Annotated in this window: 19 protein-coding genes; 12 read left to right on the forward strand and 7 right to left on the reverse strand. The window is 64.4% G+C overall.

The genetic code is table 11. From position 1 onward, the window contains the following. The first annotated feature begins 22 nt into the window (after positions 1-22). Genes ACODSO_RS05545 through ACODSO_RS05565 form a run of 5 tightly spaced genes read left to right on the forward strand, consistent with a single transcriptional unit; the run spans position 23 to position 3,544 of the window. Entirely contained in the window at positions 23-562 is a 540-nt protein-coding gene (locus tag ACODSO_RS05545; RefSeq protein WP_489035659.1) for a helix-turn-helix domain-containing protein, read from the forward strand. After that, positions 555-1,340 carry a heparin-binding hemagglutinin gene (locus ACODSO_RS05550; protein WP_489035661.1) on the forward strand — a complete coding sequence of 262 codons (786 nt, stop codon included), beginning with the start codon at positions 555-557 and terminating at the stop codon, positions 1,338-1,340. The genes ACODSO_RS05545 and ACODSO_RS05550 overlap by 8 nt, the downstream gene beginning before the upstream one ends. A 56-nt stretch (positions 1,341-1,396) precedes the next feature. Next, positions 1,397-1,696, forward strand: coding sequence for a DUF2516 family protein (locus ACODSO_RS05555; protein ID WP_489035663.1), 300 nt, complete (start codon positions 1,397-1,399; stop codon positions 1,694-1,696). Positions 1,697-1,754: 58 nt separating this feature from the next. Next, a complete protein-coding gene (locus tag ACODSO_RS05560; RefSeq protein WP_489035665.1) occupies positions 1,755-2,504 on the forward strand; it encodes a MerR family transcriptional regulator in 750 nt (249 codons plus the stop codon). Between the two features lie 14 nt (positions 2,505-2,518). Then, positions 2,519-3,544, forward strand: a complete 1,026-nt coding sequence (locus ACODSO_RS05565) for an alpha/beta fold hydrolase (RefSeq protein ID WP_489035667.1) — start codon at positions 2,519-2,521, stop codon at positions 3,542-3,544. Positions 3,545-3,601: 57 nt separating this feature from the next. Here the strand turns inward: ACODSO_RS05565 and purU are convergent, their stop codons facing one another. Together purU and ACODSO_RS05575 are read right to left on the reverse strand one after the other, a co-directional pair. Then, a complete protein-coding gene (purU, locus tag ACODSO_RS05570; protein WP_489035668.1) occupies positions 3,602-4,486 on the reverse strand; it encodes a formyltetrahydrofolate deformylase in 885 nt (294 codons plus the stop codon). A 12-nt stretch (positions 4,487-4,498) separates the two neighbouring features. Beyond that, positions 4,499-5,338: a class I SAM-dependent methyltransferase gene (locus ACODSO_RS05575; RefSeq protein WP_489035670.1), complete on the reverse strand. Its 840-nt coding sequence runs from the start codon at positions 5,336-5,338 to the stop codon at positions 4,499-4,501. A gap of 44 nt (positions 5,339-5,382) precedes the next feature. Between ACODSO_RS05575 and deoC the strand changes: the two genes are divergently transcribed. Beyond that, a complete protein-coding gene (deoC, locus tag ACODSO_RS05580) occupies positions 5,383-6,039 on the forward strand; it encodes a deoxyribose-phosphate aldolase (protein ID WP_489035671.1) in 657 nt (218 codons plus the stop codon). A gap of 5 nt (positions 6,040-6,044) precedes the next feature. On the opposite strand, the gene ACODSO_RS05585 is transcribed toward deoC, so the two are convergent. Further along, entirely contained in the window at positions 6,045-6,773 is a 729-nt protein-coding gene (locus ACODSO_RS05585) for an LmeA family phospholipid-binding protein (protein WP_489035673.1), read from the reverse strand. 113 nt (positions 6,774-6,886) lie between these two features. On the opposite strand from ACODSO_RS05585, the gene ACODSO_RS05590 reads away from it, so the two are divergent. Next, positions 6,887-7,474 (forward strand): type IV toxin-antitoxin system AbiEi family antitoxin domain-containing protein, encoded by a 588-nt coding sequence (locus ACODSO_RS05590; RefSeq protein WP_068380055.1) that lies wholly within the window; start codon positions 6,887-6,889, stop codon positions 7,472-7,474. Between the two features lie 4 nt (positions 7,475-7,478). On the opposite strand, the gene ACODSO_RS05595 is transcribed toward ACODSO_RS05590, so the two are convergent. Genes ACODSO_RS05595 through ACODSO_RS05605 form a run of 3 tightly spaced genes read right to left on the reverse strand, consistent with a single transcriptional unit; the run spans position 7,479 to position 9,275 of the window. After that, positions 7,479-8,267: a class I SAM-dependent methyltransferase gene (locus ACODSO_RS05595; RefSeq protein WP_489035676.1), complete on the reverse strand. Its 789-nt coding sequence runs from the start codon at positions 8,265-8,267 to the stop codon at positions 7,479-7,481. After that, positions 8,251-8,754, reverse strand: coding sequence for a DUF2505 domain-containing protein (locus tag ACODSO_RS05600; protein ID WP_489035678.1), 504 nt, complete (start codon positions 8,752-8,754; stop codon positions 8,251-8,253). Before ACODSO_RS05600 ends, ACODSO_RS05595 begins: the two co-directional genes overlap by 17 nt. 14 nt (positions 8,755-8,768) lie before the next feature. Then, the gene (locus ACODSO_RS05605) at positions 8,769-9,275 is read right to left on the reverse strand and encodes a DUF2505 domain-containing protein (protein WP_068380060.1); all 507 of its coding nucleotides are present in this window, start codon (positions 9,273-9,275) and stop codon (positions 8,769-8,771) included. Positions 9,276-9,347: 72 nt separating this feature from the next. Here ACODSO_RS05605 and ACODSO_RS05610 point away from each other — a divergent pair, with 72 nt between their 5' ends. From ACODSO_RS05610 to ACODSO_RS05620, 3 genes are all read left to right on the forward strand, one after another. Then, complete coding sequence (locus tag ACODSO_RS05610) at positions 9,348-10,364, forward strand: UDP-N-acetylmuramate dehydrogenase (RefSeq protein WP_489035680.1); 1,017 nt, start codon at positions 9,348-9,350, stop codon at positions 10,362-10,364. Between the two features lie 52 nt (positions 10,365-10,416). After that, positions 10,417-11,973, forward strand: a complete 1,557-nt coding sequence (locus tag ACODSO_RS05615) for a Rieske 2Fe-2S domain-containing protein (protein ID WP_489035682.1) — start codon at positions 10,417-10,419, stop codon at positions 11,971-11,973. 190 nt (positions 11,974-12,163) lie between these two features. Then, positions 12,164-13,405, forward strand: coding sequence for a L,D-transpeptidase (locus ACODSO_RS05620; RefSeq protein ID WP_489035684.1), 1,242 nt, complete (start codon positions 12,164-12,166; stop codon positions 13,403-13,405). A 133-nt stretch (positions 13,406-13,538) separates the two neighbouring features. Here ACODSO_RS05620 and ACODSO_RS05625 read toward each other — a convergent pair whose 3' ends face one another. Then, a complete protein-coding gene (locus ACODSO_RS05625) occupies positions 13,539-14,294 on the reverse strand; it encodes an SDR family NAD(P)-dependent oxidoreductase (RefSeq protein ID WP_489035686.1) in 756 nt (251 codons plus the stop codon). A 323-nt stretch (positions 14,295-14,617) separates the two neighbouring features. Here ACODSO_RS05625 and ACODSO_RS05630 point away from each other — a divergent pair, with 323 nt between their 5' ends. Together ACODSO_RS05630 and ACODSO_RS05635 are read left to right on the forward strand one after the other, a co-directional pair. After that, positions 14,618-15,880: an ROK family protein gene (locus tag ACODSO_RS05630; protein WP_489035754.1), complete on the forward strand. Its 1,263-nt coding sequence runs from the start codon at positions 14,618-14,620 to the stop codon at positions 15,878-15,880. Positions 15,881-15,902: 22 nt separating this feature from the next. Continuing rightward, positions 15,903-16,748, forward strand: a complete 846-nt coding sequence (locus ACODSO_RS05635; protein WP_489035688.1) for an alpha/beta fold hydrolase — start codon at positions 15,903-15,905, stop codon at positions 16,746-16,748. The last annotated feature ends 39 nt before the right edge of the window (positions 16,749-16,787 follow it).

Below are 16,787 nucleotides of genomic sequence, written 5' to 3' on the forward strand. Positions count from 1 at the left end.
GTTAGCGAATCGAGTGGTGAACATGACCCCTAGTAACGATGAACACTTCGACAACCAGGGGATAGTCGCCAAAGTATCCGAGGCGACCGAGGTTGTCGCAGAGGCGAGTGATCTTGTCGCCAGTGTGGTGACAACTGCCGCATCGGACATCGGCAGCTATATCCGCTCACAGCGCGAGGCCGCCCAGGTTTCCATGCGGCAACTCGCGTCCAGGGCGGGGGTGAGCAACCCGTATCTTAGCCAGATCGAGCGCGGGCTACGCAATCCCTCCGCCGAGGTGCTCACGCAGATAGCCAAGGGTCTGCGGGTGTCATCGGAAGCGTTGTACGTACGGGCCGGGTTCTTGGAAGAACGTCCGCACGGTCCAGTTCGAGATGCATTGCTCGGCGACACGGAGATCACCGAACGGCAGAAGCACGTGCTGATCGAGATCTACGACTCGTTCCGTCGAGAGAACGAGCAACCGCAGAAGGCCGACGAACACGAGGCCGAAAAAGCAGTGCCCGAGCCAGATCTACCTACCGACACCGAACCACCCATACAGGAGTCTTCCCATGACTGATCCCAAGAACTTCGACAACGTCAAGACACCCATCTACGCGGCAGTGGGTGCCGGCGACGCGGTAGTGCAGGCAGTTGCCGACGTCGTGGCCCAGGTGCGCTCCCGCGCCGAGACCCGCAGCACCGAGGTCACCGACCGCGTCGATACAGCACGCGCCCGCATCGCCGACTTGTCCGAGGACGTCACCGAGGGTGTCGAGTCCCTGCGCGAGCGCCTGGCGAACCTGCCGGCCGAGCTGCCCGACGAGATCGCCGACCTGCGTGAGCGTTTCACCCCGGACGAGCTTCGCAAGGTCGCCGAGGCATACCTCAAGGTTGCCTCCGACCTGTACACCTCGCTCGCCGAGCGTGGCGAGGAGACGGTCGAGCGGATTCGTCGTACGCCGGCAGTCGAAGAGGGCCTCGAACGGGCCAACTCTGCCGCCAACGACGTCGTCGACCTGACCGAGCAGGCGCTCGGCACCGTTGCTTCGCAGACGCGCGCCGTCGGCGAGCGTGCGGCAGCTCTCGCAGGCATCGCCTCCGACAAGGTGCGTGACACTGCCGAAGAGCTTGCCGACGAGATCGACGAAGCCGGCGACAGTGCGAAGGAAGCTGCCACCGATGCGTCGCAGAAGGTGAGCGGAACCGCAGGCAAGGTCGAGTCAAAGACCCGCGGCACAGCCGGATCGCCGATCAAGAAGGCTGAGCCTGCCAAGAAGGCGACGCCGACCCCCGCAGCGAAGAAGACGGCTCCTGCACCGGCCAAGAAGGCGCCCGCCAAGAAGACCACCAGCTGACGCAATGACCGAGGTCGACCCCTGCACCGCGCGGTGTGGGGGTCGATTTGCGTAGTATGGGCGCCGTGCCAGTTGTGAACAGCTTGACGTCGCTGATCTTGTTCGTCCTCCAGATCATTGCTCTGGGTGGCGCGGCCTACGCTGTCTTCCACGCCGTGCGTCAGCGGTCCGACGCGTTCCCCGCGGTGGACAAGCTGACCAAGCCGGTCTGGCTGGGCATCCTCGTCGTGTCGGCGCTGGTGATCTTCGCCTTCGGGATCAACTTCCTCGGCATCATCGCGATCGTGGCCGTATGCGTCTACCTCGTCGACGTTCGACCCAAGGTCGACGGAATCCAGCGCGGTCCGCGCTGGTAGGTCCGCGCTGGTAGGTCCTCGCTCCACAGCGAGAGCGGCAGACGCATATCGTTCAGGGATGATCGAGTACCGCGTCGACGATCTCGCGCGTCGTGCAGGCGTGAGCGTGAGGAACGTTCGCGTCTACCAGGACCGTGGCCTACTGCCACCACCGCGTAGAGAAGGCCGAACAGGCTGGTACAACGAGGCACACCTGGCGCGGCTGGAGCTGATCAGCCGGATGTTGGAACGGGGCTACACCTTCGCCACCATCAGTGAGCTTCTCAACGCCGCTCAGTCCGGATTGCGCGTCGAGGATGTACTGACCAGTGACAGCGCCGCGGAGCACCAGCCCGAGGCGAAGCACCTCAGCCGTGAAGATTTCCAGGAACTGTTCGGACCGGACATCTCGGATGCGGATCTTCGACGCGGCGCCGACATGGGCGTCATCGTCGAAACGGGGAACGGGTACCGCATCGACAACCCGGTGCTGCTCGAAGCCGCGCGACTGCTGCACGACGCGGGTATTCCGCTGAGCACGACGCTCGACCAGACCGAGGCAGTTCGATCAGATCTCGACGATGTTGCCCGCAGATTTGTTGCGTTGGTCACAGACAAGTTCCTCGATGCGGGTAAAGATCCATTCGATACCGATGCGGGGACGGTCGGCGAAGTGGCGGAGCTGGTCAACAGCCTCCGCCCGCTGACGTACCGCGTCGTCGGCGCGTTGTTCAGGGAAGCAATGGACCAGCGGATCACGTTGACCATGGAAGAAGTACTTGCGCAGTACGGTGACAAACCTGAATCGGCGAACGATCAGGCCAGCTAGGAACAGGAGAGTCCGTGGTTTCACGCAGAAAAGTCGAGGGTGCCCTACTCGGCATCGGGAGTCTTGCCGCGGCGGCGGGGATCGGCGCACTCGTTCTGCGGCATCGGCGTCGTACTTCGTTCACCAAGACGACCGACACGCAGCCCGACGCCCTTCTGCGCAGGCCCACGTTCGTGCCGCGTGTCGTCCCCGTCGTCACCGATGATGGCGCTGAGCTGCACGTCCGTGTCTACGGCGACCCCGATGCACAGCCGATCGTCTTCAGTCATGGCTGGACGTGCTCGGCGGACTACTGGATTCCGCAGATCAACGCGTTCGCGGAGAATTTTTCGGTGATCGTGTACGACCAGCGTGGACACGGTCGCAGCGACGTCGGTACTCGACCGCTGGGCCCCGACGTATTGGCCGATGATCTTGCGGATGTCCTCGCTGCGACAGTGGCCGAGGACAACAAGGCAGTGCTCGTCGGCCACAGCATGGGTGGAATGTCGATCATGGCGTGGGCGGGGAGGTACCCGGAGCAGGTCGAACATCTGGTGAGCGCAGTATTGCTCGCGTCGACGGCAACGGACAGCCTCGTTCGGGAGACAACGGTCATCCCGCTGCCGAATCGGTTCCCGCGGGTGCCGGTGCAGGTAGGACGTGTCGTTCTGAAGTCGGCGATCCCGCTTCGCCCGTCGACGGTGACTCGGCACGCGATCAAATACGTGTCGATGGCACCGGGTTCGACGGACGCCGAGGTGGCGTTCTGCGAGAAGATTGTGCTCGAGTGCGAACCGCAGACGCGCGGCATCTGGGGTGCGGCACTGACCGACCTGGACATCCACGAGGCGTTGGCGAACCTGAACGTCCCTACCTCCGTCCTGGTGGGCACCGCCGACAGGCTGACCCCTCCCGTGCATGCCCGCAAGCTCGCACAGGCCCTCGACGCTCACGATCACCTCAGCAAGCTCATCGAAATACCTGGCATCGGTCACATGAGTTCGGTCGAGGCGATCGACGAGTTCAACTCCGAGGTCGCCAGGCTTCGTTCGCTCTGAGAGGCGTGGTTGAGTACACCAGAGTGCACTCAACCACGCCACTGCGGCGGAGCCGCATCAGCTGAAGACGACCGTCTTCCTTCCGTGCACCAGGACGCGATCCTCGAGATGCCACCGCAGACCGCGGGAGAGTACGAGCTTCTCGATGTCGCGCCCTTGACGGACCATGTCGGAGACCTCGTCGGCGTGATCCACTCGGATGACGTCCTGCTCCACGATCGGGCCTGCATCGAGCTCGGCCGTCACGTAGTGGCACGTCGCCCCGATGAGTTTGACGCCGCGAGCGAATGCCTGGTGGTACGGACGCGCACCGACGAACGACGGCAGGAAGCTGTGGTGAATGTTGAGCGCGCGCCCGGCCCAATGTGCACACAGCTCCTCCGGGAGCACCTGCATGAATCGGGCGAGCACGACAGCATGCGGGTCGTACGAGTCGACCAACGTCCGCACCTCGTCGAACGCCGGACCTCGCTCGGCTGGATCCTTCGCGAACTCGACGTGATGGAACGTGATGCCGTGCGCCCTCGCGACGGGCTCGAGCGACTTGTGATTGCCGATCACCGCCGAGATCTCGGCCGGTAGTTCTCCGCCGGCAGCGCGGCCGAGGAGGTCGTGGAGGCAATGGGCCTCTTTGCTGACGAGAATCACGACGCGCTTGCGTTCGCCTGAATCATGCAGTGCCCATTCGGTTTCCGGACCGATCTCACGGGCGACTGCCTCGAACCGGGAGCGCAATTCGTCGATGCTGATCTCCACCGACGACGCCCGCACGGCCTGGCGTGTGAAGAACCAACCGGTGTCCGGATCGGCGTGGTAAGCAGCTTCGACGATCCAACCGCCGACCTCGGCGAGGAACGTCGAGATCTTTGCGACGATGCCCGTACGGTCGGGGCATCCGAGGGACAGAACGTAGCGACGGTCGTCGGTGACAACAGAACTCATGGCCCGATTCTCTCAGGACGCCCGGATGCCGGTTGCCACCAGTGTGCTCGCGTCGACCGAATCGATCCCACGGGCCGCCAACAGCTCGAGGAATTCGCGACGGATGTTGTCGCGCACCTTCTCGTCGAACCCGTTCAGGGCGCCGCGGAAACCGCTGCCGAGGACGAAGTTCCACGCGAAGACATCCGTCGTCGGAACGTGGTTCGACAACTCCTGGACGCGTACGGACTCGCAGCCCCGCGCCTGCAGCCATGCGGTCAGCGACTCGGCAGTTTCGACGCGCCGTATCGGATGGGAGGCGTATCCCTCCTTCGACCGCGGTCCGCTGTGCGCAACCTCGGGTGCGTATCGGGCGACGACGTCGAAGAATGCAGCCCCGAACGTTTCGATCGCACCCTTGCGCCATACCGTCACGCCGACGCGACCTCCCGAGCGAACCATCCCGACGAGCCTGGCGAACGAGACGTCCATGTTCGGGAGGAAGAAGATGCCGTACGAGCAGGACAGAGCATCGTACCCGCCGTCGATCGTGCTGGGCGCTTCCCATTGGGTGGCGTCCGCGCACACGAATTCGACATTCTGCAGCGCCGACGCGGCAGCCTTGGCGCGAGCCACCGCGAGTAGGTCGTCGGCGAGATCGATGGCGTGGACGGACCCGCTCGGACCCACAGCCATGGCCGCAGGCAGGGCCGACGCGCCGGTTCCCGTGCACACGTCGAGGACGGACTCACCTGCCCGCAGGGCGAGGGCGAAACTCAGCGTCTGGCCCGCCGGACCCCACACTGCAGGGGTGACGGAGTCGAACTCGTTGCTGGTGGAGTTGAAGGTGTCAGCGAGCTGTGAAGCAGACATAACCGGAGAGCTTAGGCGCGCGTCGACTGTGGTTGGGTGGTCTCATGTCTATTACCCGCGGCGCCCTGGCCCGAATGGTCGACCACACGTTGCTCAAGCCGGAAGCCAAGCCCGAGGACGTTACCGCTCTCATCGCGGAAGGACTCGCCCTCGGTGTGCTTGCAGTGTGTGTGTCGCCATCCATGCTGCCGGTGCGAGCCGACGGCCTCGTCGTCGCCGCGGTCGCGGGATTCCCATCCGGCAAGCATCATTCGCTCATCAAGGGTGCTGAAGCACGCCTCGCGGTGGATCAGGGCGCGAACGAGATCGACATGGTGATCGACGTCGGCGCGGCAGTCGCCGGCGACTACAACGCGGTGTTGTCCGACATCCTCACCGTGCGTGAGGCAATCGGTCCGTCGGCAGTACTCAAGGTGATCATCGAGTCGGCAGCACTGTCCGACGAGGCCATCGTCGAAACCTGCCTCGTGGCGGAGAAGGCAGGCGCCGACTTCGTGAAGACCTCCACCGGCTTTCATCCCGCAGGCGGAGCGAGCGTGGAAGCCGTCAAGCTCATGGCCGACACCGTCGGCGGCAGGTTGGGTGTCAAGGCCAGCGGCGGCATCCGTACGACGGACGCCGCCCTGGCGATGATCGACGCGGGCGCAACGAGGTTGGGGTTGTCGGGAACCCGCGCTGTCCTCGAGGGGCTATCGAACTAGGCGAGCTAGGCGAGCAGCCCGCAACCGTCGGGCACCTCGGTCGGCTGGTCCGTGGCCGGGATCGAATACTGACCACCCTGCAGTGCCAGTTCGATGCCCGCGTCGGTCACGGTGAGCGACGTCGGGATCATGTCGAGCGGGTACTGCTGGAGGCTGTCGGAGATCACTCCGACGATGCTGTCGACGAGGTCGGTCGGCAACCCAAGGCCGAGGATGGAGGCGTCGACGGTCTGTACGTCGACGCGATCTCCGACCACCGCAGGCTTCACGGTCAGCTGAGCGAGGCCGCCGACGGCGAAGGACAGGGTGCCCGCCGACGCGTCCGAGGTGACGCCCGAGACGAGTGCGCCGATTCCCTGAGACTGCAACGTGCTCGCGATGCCGTCTGTGGACCAGGCGATGTCCGCGCTGGAGCTACCGATGCTGCCGTTGGTATCGGCGGTCTGTTCGAGGTTCACATCCTCGACTTCGGCGTGGACGGTCATGCCTTCGGCAATTCCGAATCGGGCGTCGTTGCTGTCGAGTGTCACGGAGGACACCTGCTTGTCGACCAGTGACACCAGGATGGGCTTCCATCCGAGTCCGACGTCGACCTGGCTGCCGATCTCGCTTTCGAGCTGGCCGGCGAGGCAGGACTTGATCTGCTGGCGCAGGTACAGTTCGCCGCCCAGCAGCGCGGCGACGAGAACCAGAACGACGAGCACCGCGATCATGGGAGCTTTGCTTCGTGTCATTCGCCGCAGTCTTCCCGATGATTCTGAAAGACCTCTGTGAATCCGAGCTTCCGGTGGGAGGACCTGGGCCGATTCTTGTGATGTGCAACACATCGTGTCGTACTCTTGCGTGTATGGGTACGACACGACCGAGCACCGTCGAGCTTCGTCGCCTGGCCGCGAGTCAGGACGGATTCTTCACCACCGAGCAGGCCGAGGCGCTCGGATTCGTGGCTCCGGCCATGGTCGCGAACATCGCCGTCGGCGATTGGATCAAGGTGGAACGCAATCTGTATCGGCTCGCCGGTTGGCCGCACAGCGATCTCGAACAGTTCGCGATGTGGTGCGCCTGGTTCGGCGGTGATGCTGTGATTTCTCACCAGAGCGCGGCCGAGCTCCACGGGTTCGGGCATTTGCATCCCCAGTTCGTGCACGTCTCGGCGTTCACGAACCTGCGCGTGGCCGATACGAGGCTGGCAGTACATCGACTGCAACTCACCCCGCACGACTTCGAATCGACCGGTACGTTCCGCATCACGACGCCGGTTCGCACCGTCCTCGATCTTGCTGCCGGTGGCATCTCACAGATCACCCTCGACGAAGTGGTCGGTGATGCCGTCGCGATCGGGCGGGTAGAGCCCGGAGTGTTGTACGAGGAAGCAGTCAACGGACCGGAGCGGGTGGCCGAGCGCGTCGAGCTGGCTCTGTCTGCCTGCACCTAGTTTTCTAGCCCGGCGCTACCGCGTCCCATGGGACGGTGAGGATGTTGTCGCGCAACCGTCGCCGAGGCACGGCGGTCGGAAGTCCGTTCGCCGCCAGCTGTTTCAGCGCGGCGCGCCACCGCACCCGCGGCCCGAAAGGGGCCAACGGTGCCGCCGTCGACCACGCCTTGTCGGCGGCGGTAAGCAACTCGTGGATGCGTTCGCCCGGCACGTTGCGGTGGATCAGCGCTTTGGGTAGCCGCTCGGCGATGTCCGACGGCGTGTGCACCGTGAACGGATCCCATGCGAGCGTCAGCGAGATCGGTCCCGACGCATCGAGGAGAATCCATGCACAGCGACGCCCGAGTTCGTCGCACGTGCCGTCGACCAGCAGGCCACCGGGTGCCAGCCCCGCCACGATCCGAGACCAGGCGTCGGGAACCGCGTTTTCGGGGTACTGACGAAGAACATTGAAGGCGCGCACGAGGTTCGGTCGCAGCCCGGCGAGTTCGAAACCGCCCCGCGCGAACGTCACATTCTCGGTCGACGGAACGACGCGAGCGGGATCGATTTCGAGTCCGGTGACCCGCAGGTCGGGTCGGACCGTGCGCAATCTGTGCGCGAGTTCGAGTGTGGTGTCGGGCCTGGCGCCGTAGCCGAGGTCGACGACGAGTGGATCCGATGCCGCGGCGAGGACACCTCGTACGAGCGGGCTGTGCGTCAGCCACCGGTCGCTTCGACGCAGGCGGTTGATGCCCGTGGTGCCGCGGGTGATGGTGCCTTCGGGAGTGGGCGTCCTAGTTGTTCTGGGCAAGCCAGTCTGCCGTTACTTCACCCTCGCCGCGCCAGAGATCGCGCAGGTTCACCAGCATCAGCTGTTCGAGCTTTCCGCCGACGAACGGGAGAAACACTTTCGCTTCCGAGGATGTCCGCAGCGTCGAACCGGTCTCGGTGGCGAACAACGAAGTGACGCCCTTCAAACTGCCCGGCCCGGCGGGAATCGACGCGTCGTAATTGCCCTCGGTGGTCTCTGTGTACGGGTCGAAGTGCACGTTGCGAGTGATGATCATGTCCTTCTTCATCACCGTCTGCGCGATGTCCGGCAGTTCGGTTCTGGGGATGATGTGATGCATCACTACGTCGATCCCGTTGTCGCCGACCTCGAAACTCTTCAGCTCGTTGTGGGAGTACTTTTTCATCTCCTCGATGCGAGCGTCCCAGTGCTCGCGGCTCGACAACGCGGCGTACACCTGCTCCGTGGAGTAGGTGAACCGGGCTGAGTAGTTCATGCGGCGCGCCATACTGGGCAGGGTACCTATTGCAGGTTCTGTCCAACCCAGTTGCCCGTGAAGTCGTGCTCGTTGTCGATGAGCGAGAGAACCTGCTCGCTGATCATGGCCTCGATCTTTCCGCCGAAGATCGGCACCTTGACCTCGGTGTTGCCGGACAGCGACATCGTCGACGACGTGTCGTTGCCCTCGAGCAGGGTCGTTCCGGAAATGGTGGCCGGTGCGCCCTCGACCGTCGCGCCGAACTTGCCCTCGGCGCGACCCCCTCCGAGCGGTCCCCAGGACTCGGTGCGTTCGATGACCAGCGCACCCTTCTTGAACGCGGTGACCGCGGCGGGGAGTTCTTCCTCCGGAATGGACTGCGTCATGACGACACTGATGGTTCCGTTGATCGCGGTGACGCTCACTAGGTGTGCGCTCGGGCCGCCGATCTCCTGGATCCGGTCCTTCCAGTACTGCTCGGACACGAGTGCGGCGTGCACCTTGTCGACGGGTGCGGGAACGGACGCGCTGTGCGCGATGGGGCGAGGCATAGGCGGAGAGTACCGGCAGCGAAGGACCGGTCGGATTCCGACCGGCACGCCAGACCGGTAACCTGGACTCCCGTGCCTACCGCAATTTCCGAGCTCACCACCATGCGACTCGGTGGTCCGGCTCGCGAGTTCGCCGTCGCGACCACCTCGGACGAGTTGGTCGCCGTGGTTCGCGACGCCGATGCGTCGGGAACGCCTGTTCTGCTGGTCGGCGGCGGATCCAATCTCGTCGTCGGTGATGACGGGTTCGACGGTCTCGTCGTGAAGGTGGAGACCTCGGGGCTGCGCGTCGACGGCAACTCGATTTCGGTCGCGGCCGGTGAGCGTTGGGACGCGGTTGTCGCGACCTCACTGAGCGAGGGACTGGCCGGGTTGGAGGCTCTGTCGGGAATCCCGGGCCTTGCGGGTGCGACGCCGGTGCAGAACGTCGGCGCGTACGGAACGGTCACTTCCGATGTGCTCGACAGTCTCACCGTCTACGACCGTGAGACTTCGAACACCGAGGTCTGGACGCCCGATCGGTGCGGATTCGGACTGCACCGTCAGTCGATCTTCAAGCATTCGACGCGGTACGTCATTCTCGACACGACGATGTCGCTTCGACGCTCGCGTTCCTCCGATCCGGTCCGCTACGCGGGGTTGGCGGAGAGGTTGGGCGTCACCGTCGGAGACACGGTCCCCGCCGCCGAGGTCCGGGAGGCAGTGCTCGATCTGCGTGGACAGAAGGGCATGGTTCTCGACGCCGAGGACCACGACACGTGGAGCGTCGGATCGTTCTTCCTGAACCCGGTGTTGACGACGGTTCCTGAGACGGCGTCGAGAGCGCCGCAGTACCCGGACCCGTCCGGAATCAAGATCCACGCCGCGTGGCTGATTCAGAATGCCGGTTTCGCGCACGGATACGGCACCGAATTCGGAAACGGCACGGTGTCGCTGTCCACCAAACATGTGCTTGCGATCACCAACAGGGGCGGGGCGACGACGGCGGACGTCATGGCTCTGGCGTCGCATATCCGCGACGGAGTTCGGGCAGAGTTCGGGATCACGTTGGTTCCCGAGTGCGATCTGGTGGGCTGCTCGCTCAGCTGAGTCGGACGCAGGGCCTACCATCGAAGTTCAGTGCAAGTGAAGGAGTAGTTCGTTGCAGGTCACAAGCGTCGGGCATGCAGGATTCCACATTCAGACCGATGCAGGCAGCATCCTGTGCGACCCGTGGGTGAACCCCGCGTACTTCACGTCGTGGTTTCCGTTCCCGGACAACACGCAGCTCGACTGGGACGCGTTGGGTGAATGCGACTACCTGTACGTATCGCACCTGCACAAGGACCACTTCGATCCGAAGAACCTCGCCGATCACGTCGACAAGGACACGACTGTTCTCCTGCCGGACTACCCGGTGCCGGATCTGAAGAACGAGCTGATCAAGCTCGGCTTTCACAAGTTCTACGAGACCACGAACTCGGTCAAGCACCGTCTTTCCGGTCCCAAGGGCGATCTCGACATCATGATCATCGCGCTTCGCGCTCCAGCCGACGGCCCGATCGGTGACTCCGGCCTCGTCGTCTCCGACGGAAAGACCGTCGCGTTCAACATGAACGACGCGCGTCCCGTCGACCTCGACGTGCTGACGGAGGAGTTCGGCCACGTCGACGTGCACATGCTGCAGTACTCGGGGGCCATCTGGTACCCCATGGTCTACGACATGGTCGAGCGCGCGAAGAAGGCCTTCGGTGTGCAGAAGCGTCAACGTCAGATGGATCGCGCGCGGCAGTACATCGAGCAGATCGGCGCCACCTGGGTGATTCCGTCAGCCGGCCCGCCGTGCTTCCTCGACGACGAACTGCGATTCCTCAACGACGTCTACGAGGATCCGGCGAACATCTTCCCGGACCAGATGGTCTTCCTCGATCAGATGCGGCGCAACGGTCACGACAAGGGCCTGTTGATGATGCCCGGCACCACCGCAGATTTCACGGGGTCCACCCTCGATGCGTTGACGCATCCTCTTCCGGTCGAGGAGGTGGAAGCGATCTTCACCACTGGCAAGGCGCAGTACATCGAAGATTTTGCGCAGCGTCAGGCCGGCGTGATCGCGGCGGAGAAAGCCGCGTGGGCGTCGGCGGAGGGCGAACCTTTGTTGGAACCGCTGAGAGAGCTGTTCGAGCCGATCATGTCGGCGACCGATCAGATCTGCGACGGCATCGGTTACCCCGTCGCACTGATGCTCGGCGCCGAAACCGTCGTACTGGATTTCCCGAAGCGGATCGTGCGTGAGCCTCTGTTGAAGGAACGTTTCCGGTACAGCTTCACCATTGCGCCGGAGCTCGTTCGAACCGCGGTGCGCGACAAGGAACCCGACTGGGTCAACTCGATCTTCCTGTCGACACGTTTCCGTGCTCGTCGAGTCGGCGGCTACAACGAGTTCCTCTACACGTTCTTCAAGTGCCTGACCGACGAGCGCATCGCGTACGCCGACGGCTGGTTCGCCGAGGCACACGACGACACCGCCACCATCGTCAAGGACGGCTACGAAATCCAGCGGCGTTGTCCGCACCTGAAGGCCGACCTGTCGAAGTTCGGCATCGTCGAGGGGAACAAGCTCACCTGCAACCTGCACGGCTGGGACTGGAACCTCGACACCGGGCGCTGCCTGACGTCGAGGGGTCACGAGCTGAGGACGACGAAGCTCGAGGCTTGATTGGTGGATTCCGGCCGCGCAGGTTCCAGCGCACGCGCAGGTTGCAACGCGCGCGTGGGCTGAAAGGTGCGCGTTCGGCGGGGTATTTGTGGGTGAAATGTCCGGGTCCACCCGGCAATTCGGTGTGAATCTGCGCGCACCTGGGTGATCGATTGTGATCGTTCACTTTCCCGCGAGTACGTTGGAAACCGTGCATGTGCAGGGAGAACAGACAAAACGGACGAGCCTGGTGTGGCTGGTCGTAGCGATCGCGGCGCTGGCAGCACTCGTTGCCGGGTGCACCGTCGGCGGCAGTGGCTCGTCGGGCAGTGCAGCGTCGACCACGGAGGTGCCCCCAGTTGCGGAGGTGGCGCAGACTCCGGCGGCCGGCGCGGTCGACGTCAGCCCGGTGGCCCCGATTTCGGTGACGGTGACGGATGGAACGCTGGCCGAGGTCGCGCTCTCCAACCCGGACGGCAAGGTAGTCCAAGGTGTGCTGGCGCCGGACAAAGCGTCGTACACCATCACCGAACCGCTCGGCTACGGCTCGACCTATACCTGGGCGGGCAATGCCGTCGGCACCGACGGAAAGACCGTCGCGATCGACGGCAGCTTCACGACGGTGACGCCCGCCAGCAGAACTTCCGTCAGCACCAATATCGGTGACGGCCAGGAGGTCGGCATTGCAGCGCCGATCATTCTGCAGTTCGACTCGGCGATCGAGAACAAGGCTGCCGTCGAGAAGGCGCTGACGGTGACCACCAACCCGCCGACTCCCGGTGCGTGGGCGTGGTTCCCCGACGACAACGGCTCGCGCGTGCACTGGCGTCCCACCAATTACTGGACTCCGGGAACGACGGTGTCGGTGAAAGCGAACCTCTACGGCGTCGACTATGGCGAGGGCAACTACGGCGCTGACGACGTGACACTCGATTTCACCATCGGGCGCAGCCAGATCGTCGTCGCCGACGCGACGAGCCACCGCATGCAGGTGGTTCGCGGCGGCGAGACGATCATGGACATACCCGTCAGCTACGGCGAGGGCAACGAGGATCGCAACGTGACCCGTAGCGGCATTCACGTCGTGACGGAGAAGCACGAGGACTTCCTGATGTCGAACCCGCCGTTCTACGAGAACGTGCGCGAGCGCTGGGCCGTCCGTATCTCGAACAACGGTGAGTTCATTCACGCCAACCCGTTGACCACCGGGGTGCAGGGTGCCTCGAACGTCACCAACGGGTGCATCAACCTGTCCGACGCGGATGCTCAGGAGTACTTCGGCACCGCGATGTACGGCGATCCGGTCGAGGTGACCGGGACTCGCATCGACCTCTCGGCGGCGGACGGCGACCTGTACGACTGGGCGATCGATTGGGCGACGTGGGAGTCGATGTCAGCTTTGCCGGCGGGCGCTGCGACCGCAACGACGCCTGCGCCGGTTCCAGCAGGTTAGGTCGCCAAAGTTAGCGCGCCAAAGCTAGGTCGACAAAGCTAGGGCGCTCCGCGCCCAGTGGCACGGTTGAGTGCACTCCAACGCACTCAACCGTGCCACTGGCGGCGGAGCCGCCCGTCGGGAGACTGGCCGCTTACTTGCGGCTGAAGCGGCCCGGACCAGCCTGGTCTCGGGGCTTGATGATGATCTGGTCGAGATTGACGTGCGACGGGCGTGAGGCCACGAAGCCGACGACCTCGGCGATGTCCTTGGCGACCAGAGGGGTGATGCCCTGATAGACGGCGTCGGCTTTGGACTCGTCGCCGTCGAATCGCACGAGCGAGAACTCCGTCTCCACGGCACCCGGCGCGATCTCGGTGAGCCGCACCGGCTGACCGAGCAGTTCGCCGCGTAGCGTGCGGTGCAGGACTGCCTGCGCATGCTTGGCGGAGGTATACCCCGACCCGTTGTCGTACGCCTCGAACGCCGCCACGGACGTGATCGTCACCACAAGTGCGTCGCCCGACTCGATCAGCTTGGGCAGCAACGCCTTGGTGACACGCAACGTACCGAGAACATTGGTCTCCCACATCCAGCGCCAGTCGTCGAGATCGGCGTCGATGACCGGCGCGAGTCCCTTGGCGCCGCCCGCGTTGTTGATCAACACGGACGCGCGAGGGATGACGGCAGTGAACGCGGCAACAGAGTCCTCGTCGGTCACGTCTAGTTGCAGTGCAGTGCCGCCGATTTCGGATGCTAGCTTCTCCAGCCGGTCGACGCGACGAGCGCCGATCACGACGTGGTAACCCTGCGTCGCGAGCTGCCTGGCGGTGGCCTCGCCGATGCCTGAGCTTGCTCCGGTGACGACGGCGATGCGAGCGTCGGACGGAATTTGTTCTGACAATGTCATAAGCGGAATTCTAGTCGCGTGGATCCGTGCAGTTCGAAGTCCCGTATTGGTAAATGCGCACGGAGGTGTTAATTTTGCCCCCATGTTCGCCGGCCGCACTCCCGCTCTGCGTGTCACCTATGTGACCGCCGCTCTGGGTTCCCGGCTGCCGTTTCCTCGTGAACTGTGTTGTCTCGGCCTTCACGCCTGTAGCTGAGTCGAAGAAGCCTGTCGCTGAATCGACGCGGTAGACAGGCACTTGCCGCCAGCGCTCTCTTCGCATCGTGCGACACCCACCTGAAGAAGTGGGTCTACTGCTGAGGACGACACCAGTGTCACTTGCTATTGCATCAATCTCTTCATCCGTCCCGAACCTTCGTGGTTCGCGGCCGACGTCCATCAACCGCTCGAGTCTGCGGGGCAGGGTCCAGATCGTCGCGCCCGATCTTCGTATCGCCGACAGCCCTGCCGCTGCAGTGCTACGTGTCGCTTCCGTCGACGGGCCGATATCGCGTGATAGCGCTGCGCGCGCAACAGGATTGAGTATCGCCACCGTCAACCGCCAGGTATCTTCTCTGCTCGGCGCCGGTCTGCTTCGTGAACGAGCGGATCTCACCGCCTCGGGTGCGGTCGGTCGGCCTCGGGTGCCGTTCGAGATCAATCACGAGCCGTACGCGACGATCGGAATACACATCGGCGCCCTCGTCACCGGGATCGTCGTGGCCGATCTGCGCGGCCGCATCCTCGGCGCCGTGGAAATCCCGACGCCCGGCGGCTCCGCGACCGAGGCGTTGTCGATCATCACTCGCAGCGCTGGTTCGTTCGCTTCCCGTTGGCATCGCCGGACTCCGCTGTGGGTCGGCGTTGCGCTCGGTGGCCGTGTCGACGGTGCGACCGGAACCGCGGACCACCCCCGTCTCGGCTGGGAGAATGCCCAGGTGGGCGCAATCGTCGGCGGAGGTCTTGGCCTTCCGGTGTCGGTGTCGGGTCATGTCGAAGCGATGGCAGGGTCGGAACTGCTCCTGACGCCTGCTCGGGCCGAGGCGTCGACCGGTACCAGCCTGTACTTCTACGCGCGTGAAACCGCAGGCATCGCGCTGACGATCGACGGACGCGTGCACACGCCGTCCACCGGACCAGGTTCGATCGCGCATCTGCCGACAGGCTCGAATGCGCTGTGCGCGTGCGGACGTCGCGGATGCCTCGAAGCAACCGTCAGCGATCGGGCCGTGCTGTCCGACGCCGTCGAGCGCGGGGTCATGGCGTCGGGAACCGGTATCGCCGCGCTGTACCGGGCCGCGCACGAAGGTTCGTCACCCGCGCAGCAGATTCTTGTCGAGCGAGCAGAGGTGCTCGGGCGCACCGTTGGACTGCTTCGTGATCTGTTCAATCCCGATCGCGTTGTACTCGGCGGTCAGGCGTTCACCGAGTACGCACCGGGGATTGCGCACGTAGCGGAGGAATTCGGTCGGGCAACGACTTTGCCGCACAAAGACATTCGCATCACCGGATTCGGGCGCAAGGTCCAGGAGTTCGCGGCGGCGGTCGTCTCGCTCAGCTCGGTGTACGCCGACCCGCTCGCGTCGATGCGACGGGCCGCTGCCTGACGAATCGCGGGTCGGATGGATCATGAACGGCATGACAGTCACAGGACCGGTACGGCAAGCGGTAAGTATCGACGGCACGAACATCGTGTATCGAGTGTCGGGCGATCCGTCGCATCGGACATTGGTTCTGCTGCACGGCTGGGCCCAGTCCTCGGCATGCTGGGGCGAGCGAGTGCTCGCCGGACTGGCCGAGAAGTATCGGGTTGTCGCAGTCGACCTCCGTGGCCACGGATACTCCGACGCCCCGGAATCGGGCTACGCGAACTCGGCGAACTGGGCCGGCGACCTCCACGCGGTACTCGCGCAGGAGGGGACCGAAACGAAGGCGATCCTCCTCGGCTGGTCCTACGGCGGGCTCGTCATCTGCGACTATCTGGCCGAGCATGGAACGGACGCGGTGGCGGGCGTTGTGTTGGTGGGCGCGATCACCAGCATCGGCAGGGGTGAAGCCGGTGGTCGTGTCGGTACCGCGATGCGTGCCGCAATTCCGGGAGCGATGGCCGAGGAGCCCAGGGTGGCGATCAAGGCTCTCGGAAGCTTCGGCCAGGCGCTGACCGGTCCGGTCGACGGCAAGGGCGCGCAGGCGCAGGCTCTGTTCGGTCTGACACTGTCGACGCCACCGCGAGTGCGGGCGGCCCTGTTCGACCGTACCGCCTCACACGACGACCTACTCCGACATCTCGATGTCCCCGCGCTGGTCCTGCACGGCACCGCGGACACCGTCGTCGACGTTTCTGCAGGTAGGCACGCTGCGTCGTTGATCCCGACGGTGACGGAATCCTACTGGGAGGGCGTGGACCACGGTCCGTTCGTGGCCGACCCCGAGCGGTTTCTCGCCGACGTGGAGAGCTTCGCGGACGGCGTGTGAGCCGAGCCCCGAAAGTTGCTTCGGCGAGCATGCTTAAGG

This window comes from Rhodococcus sp. FG69 (genome assembly GCF_057808915.1).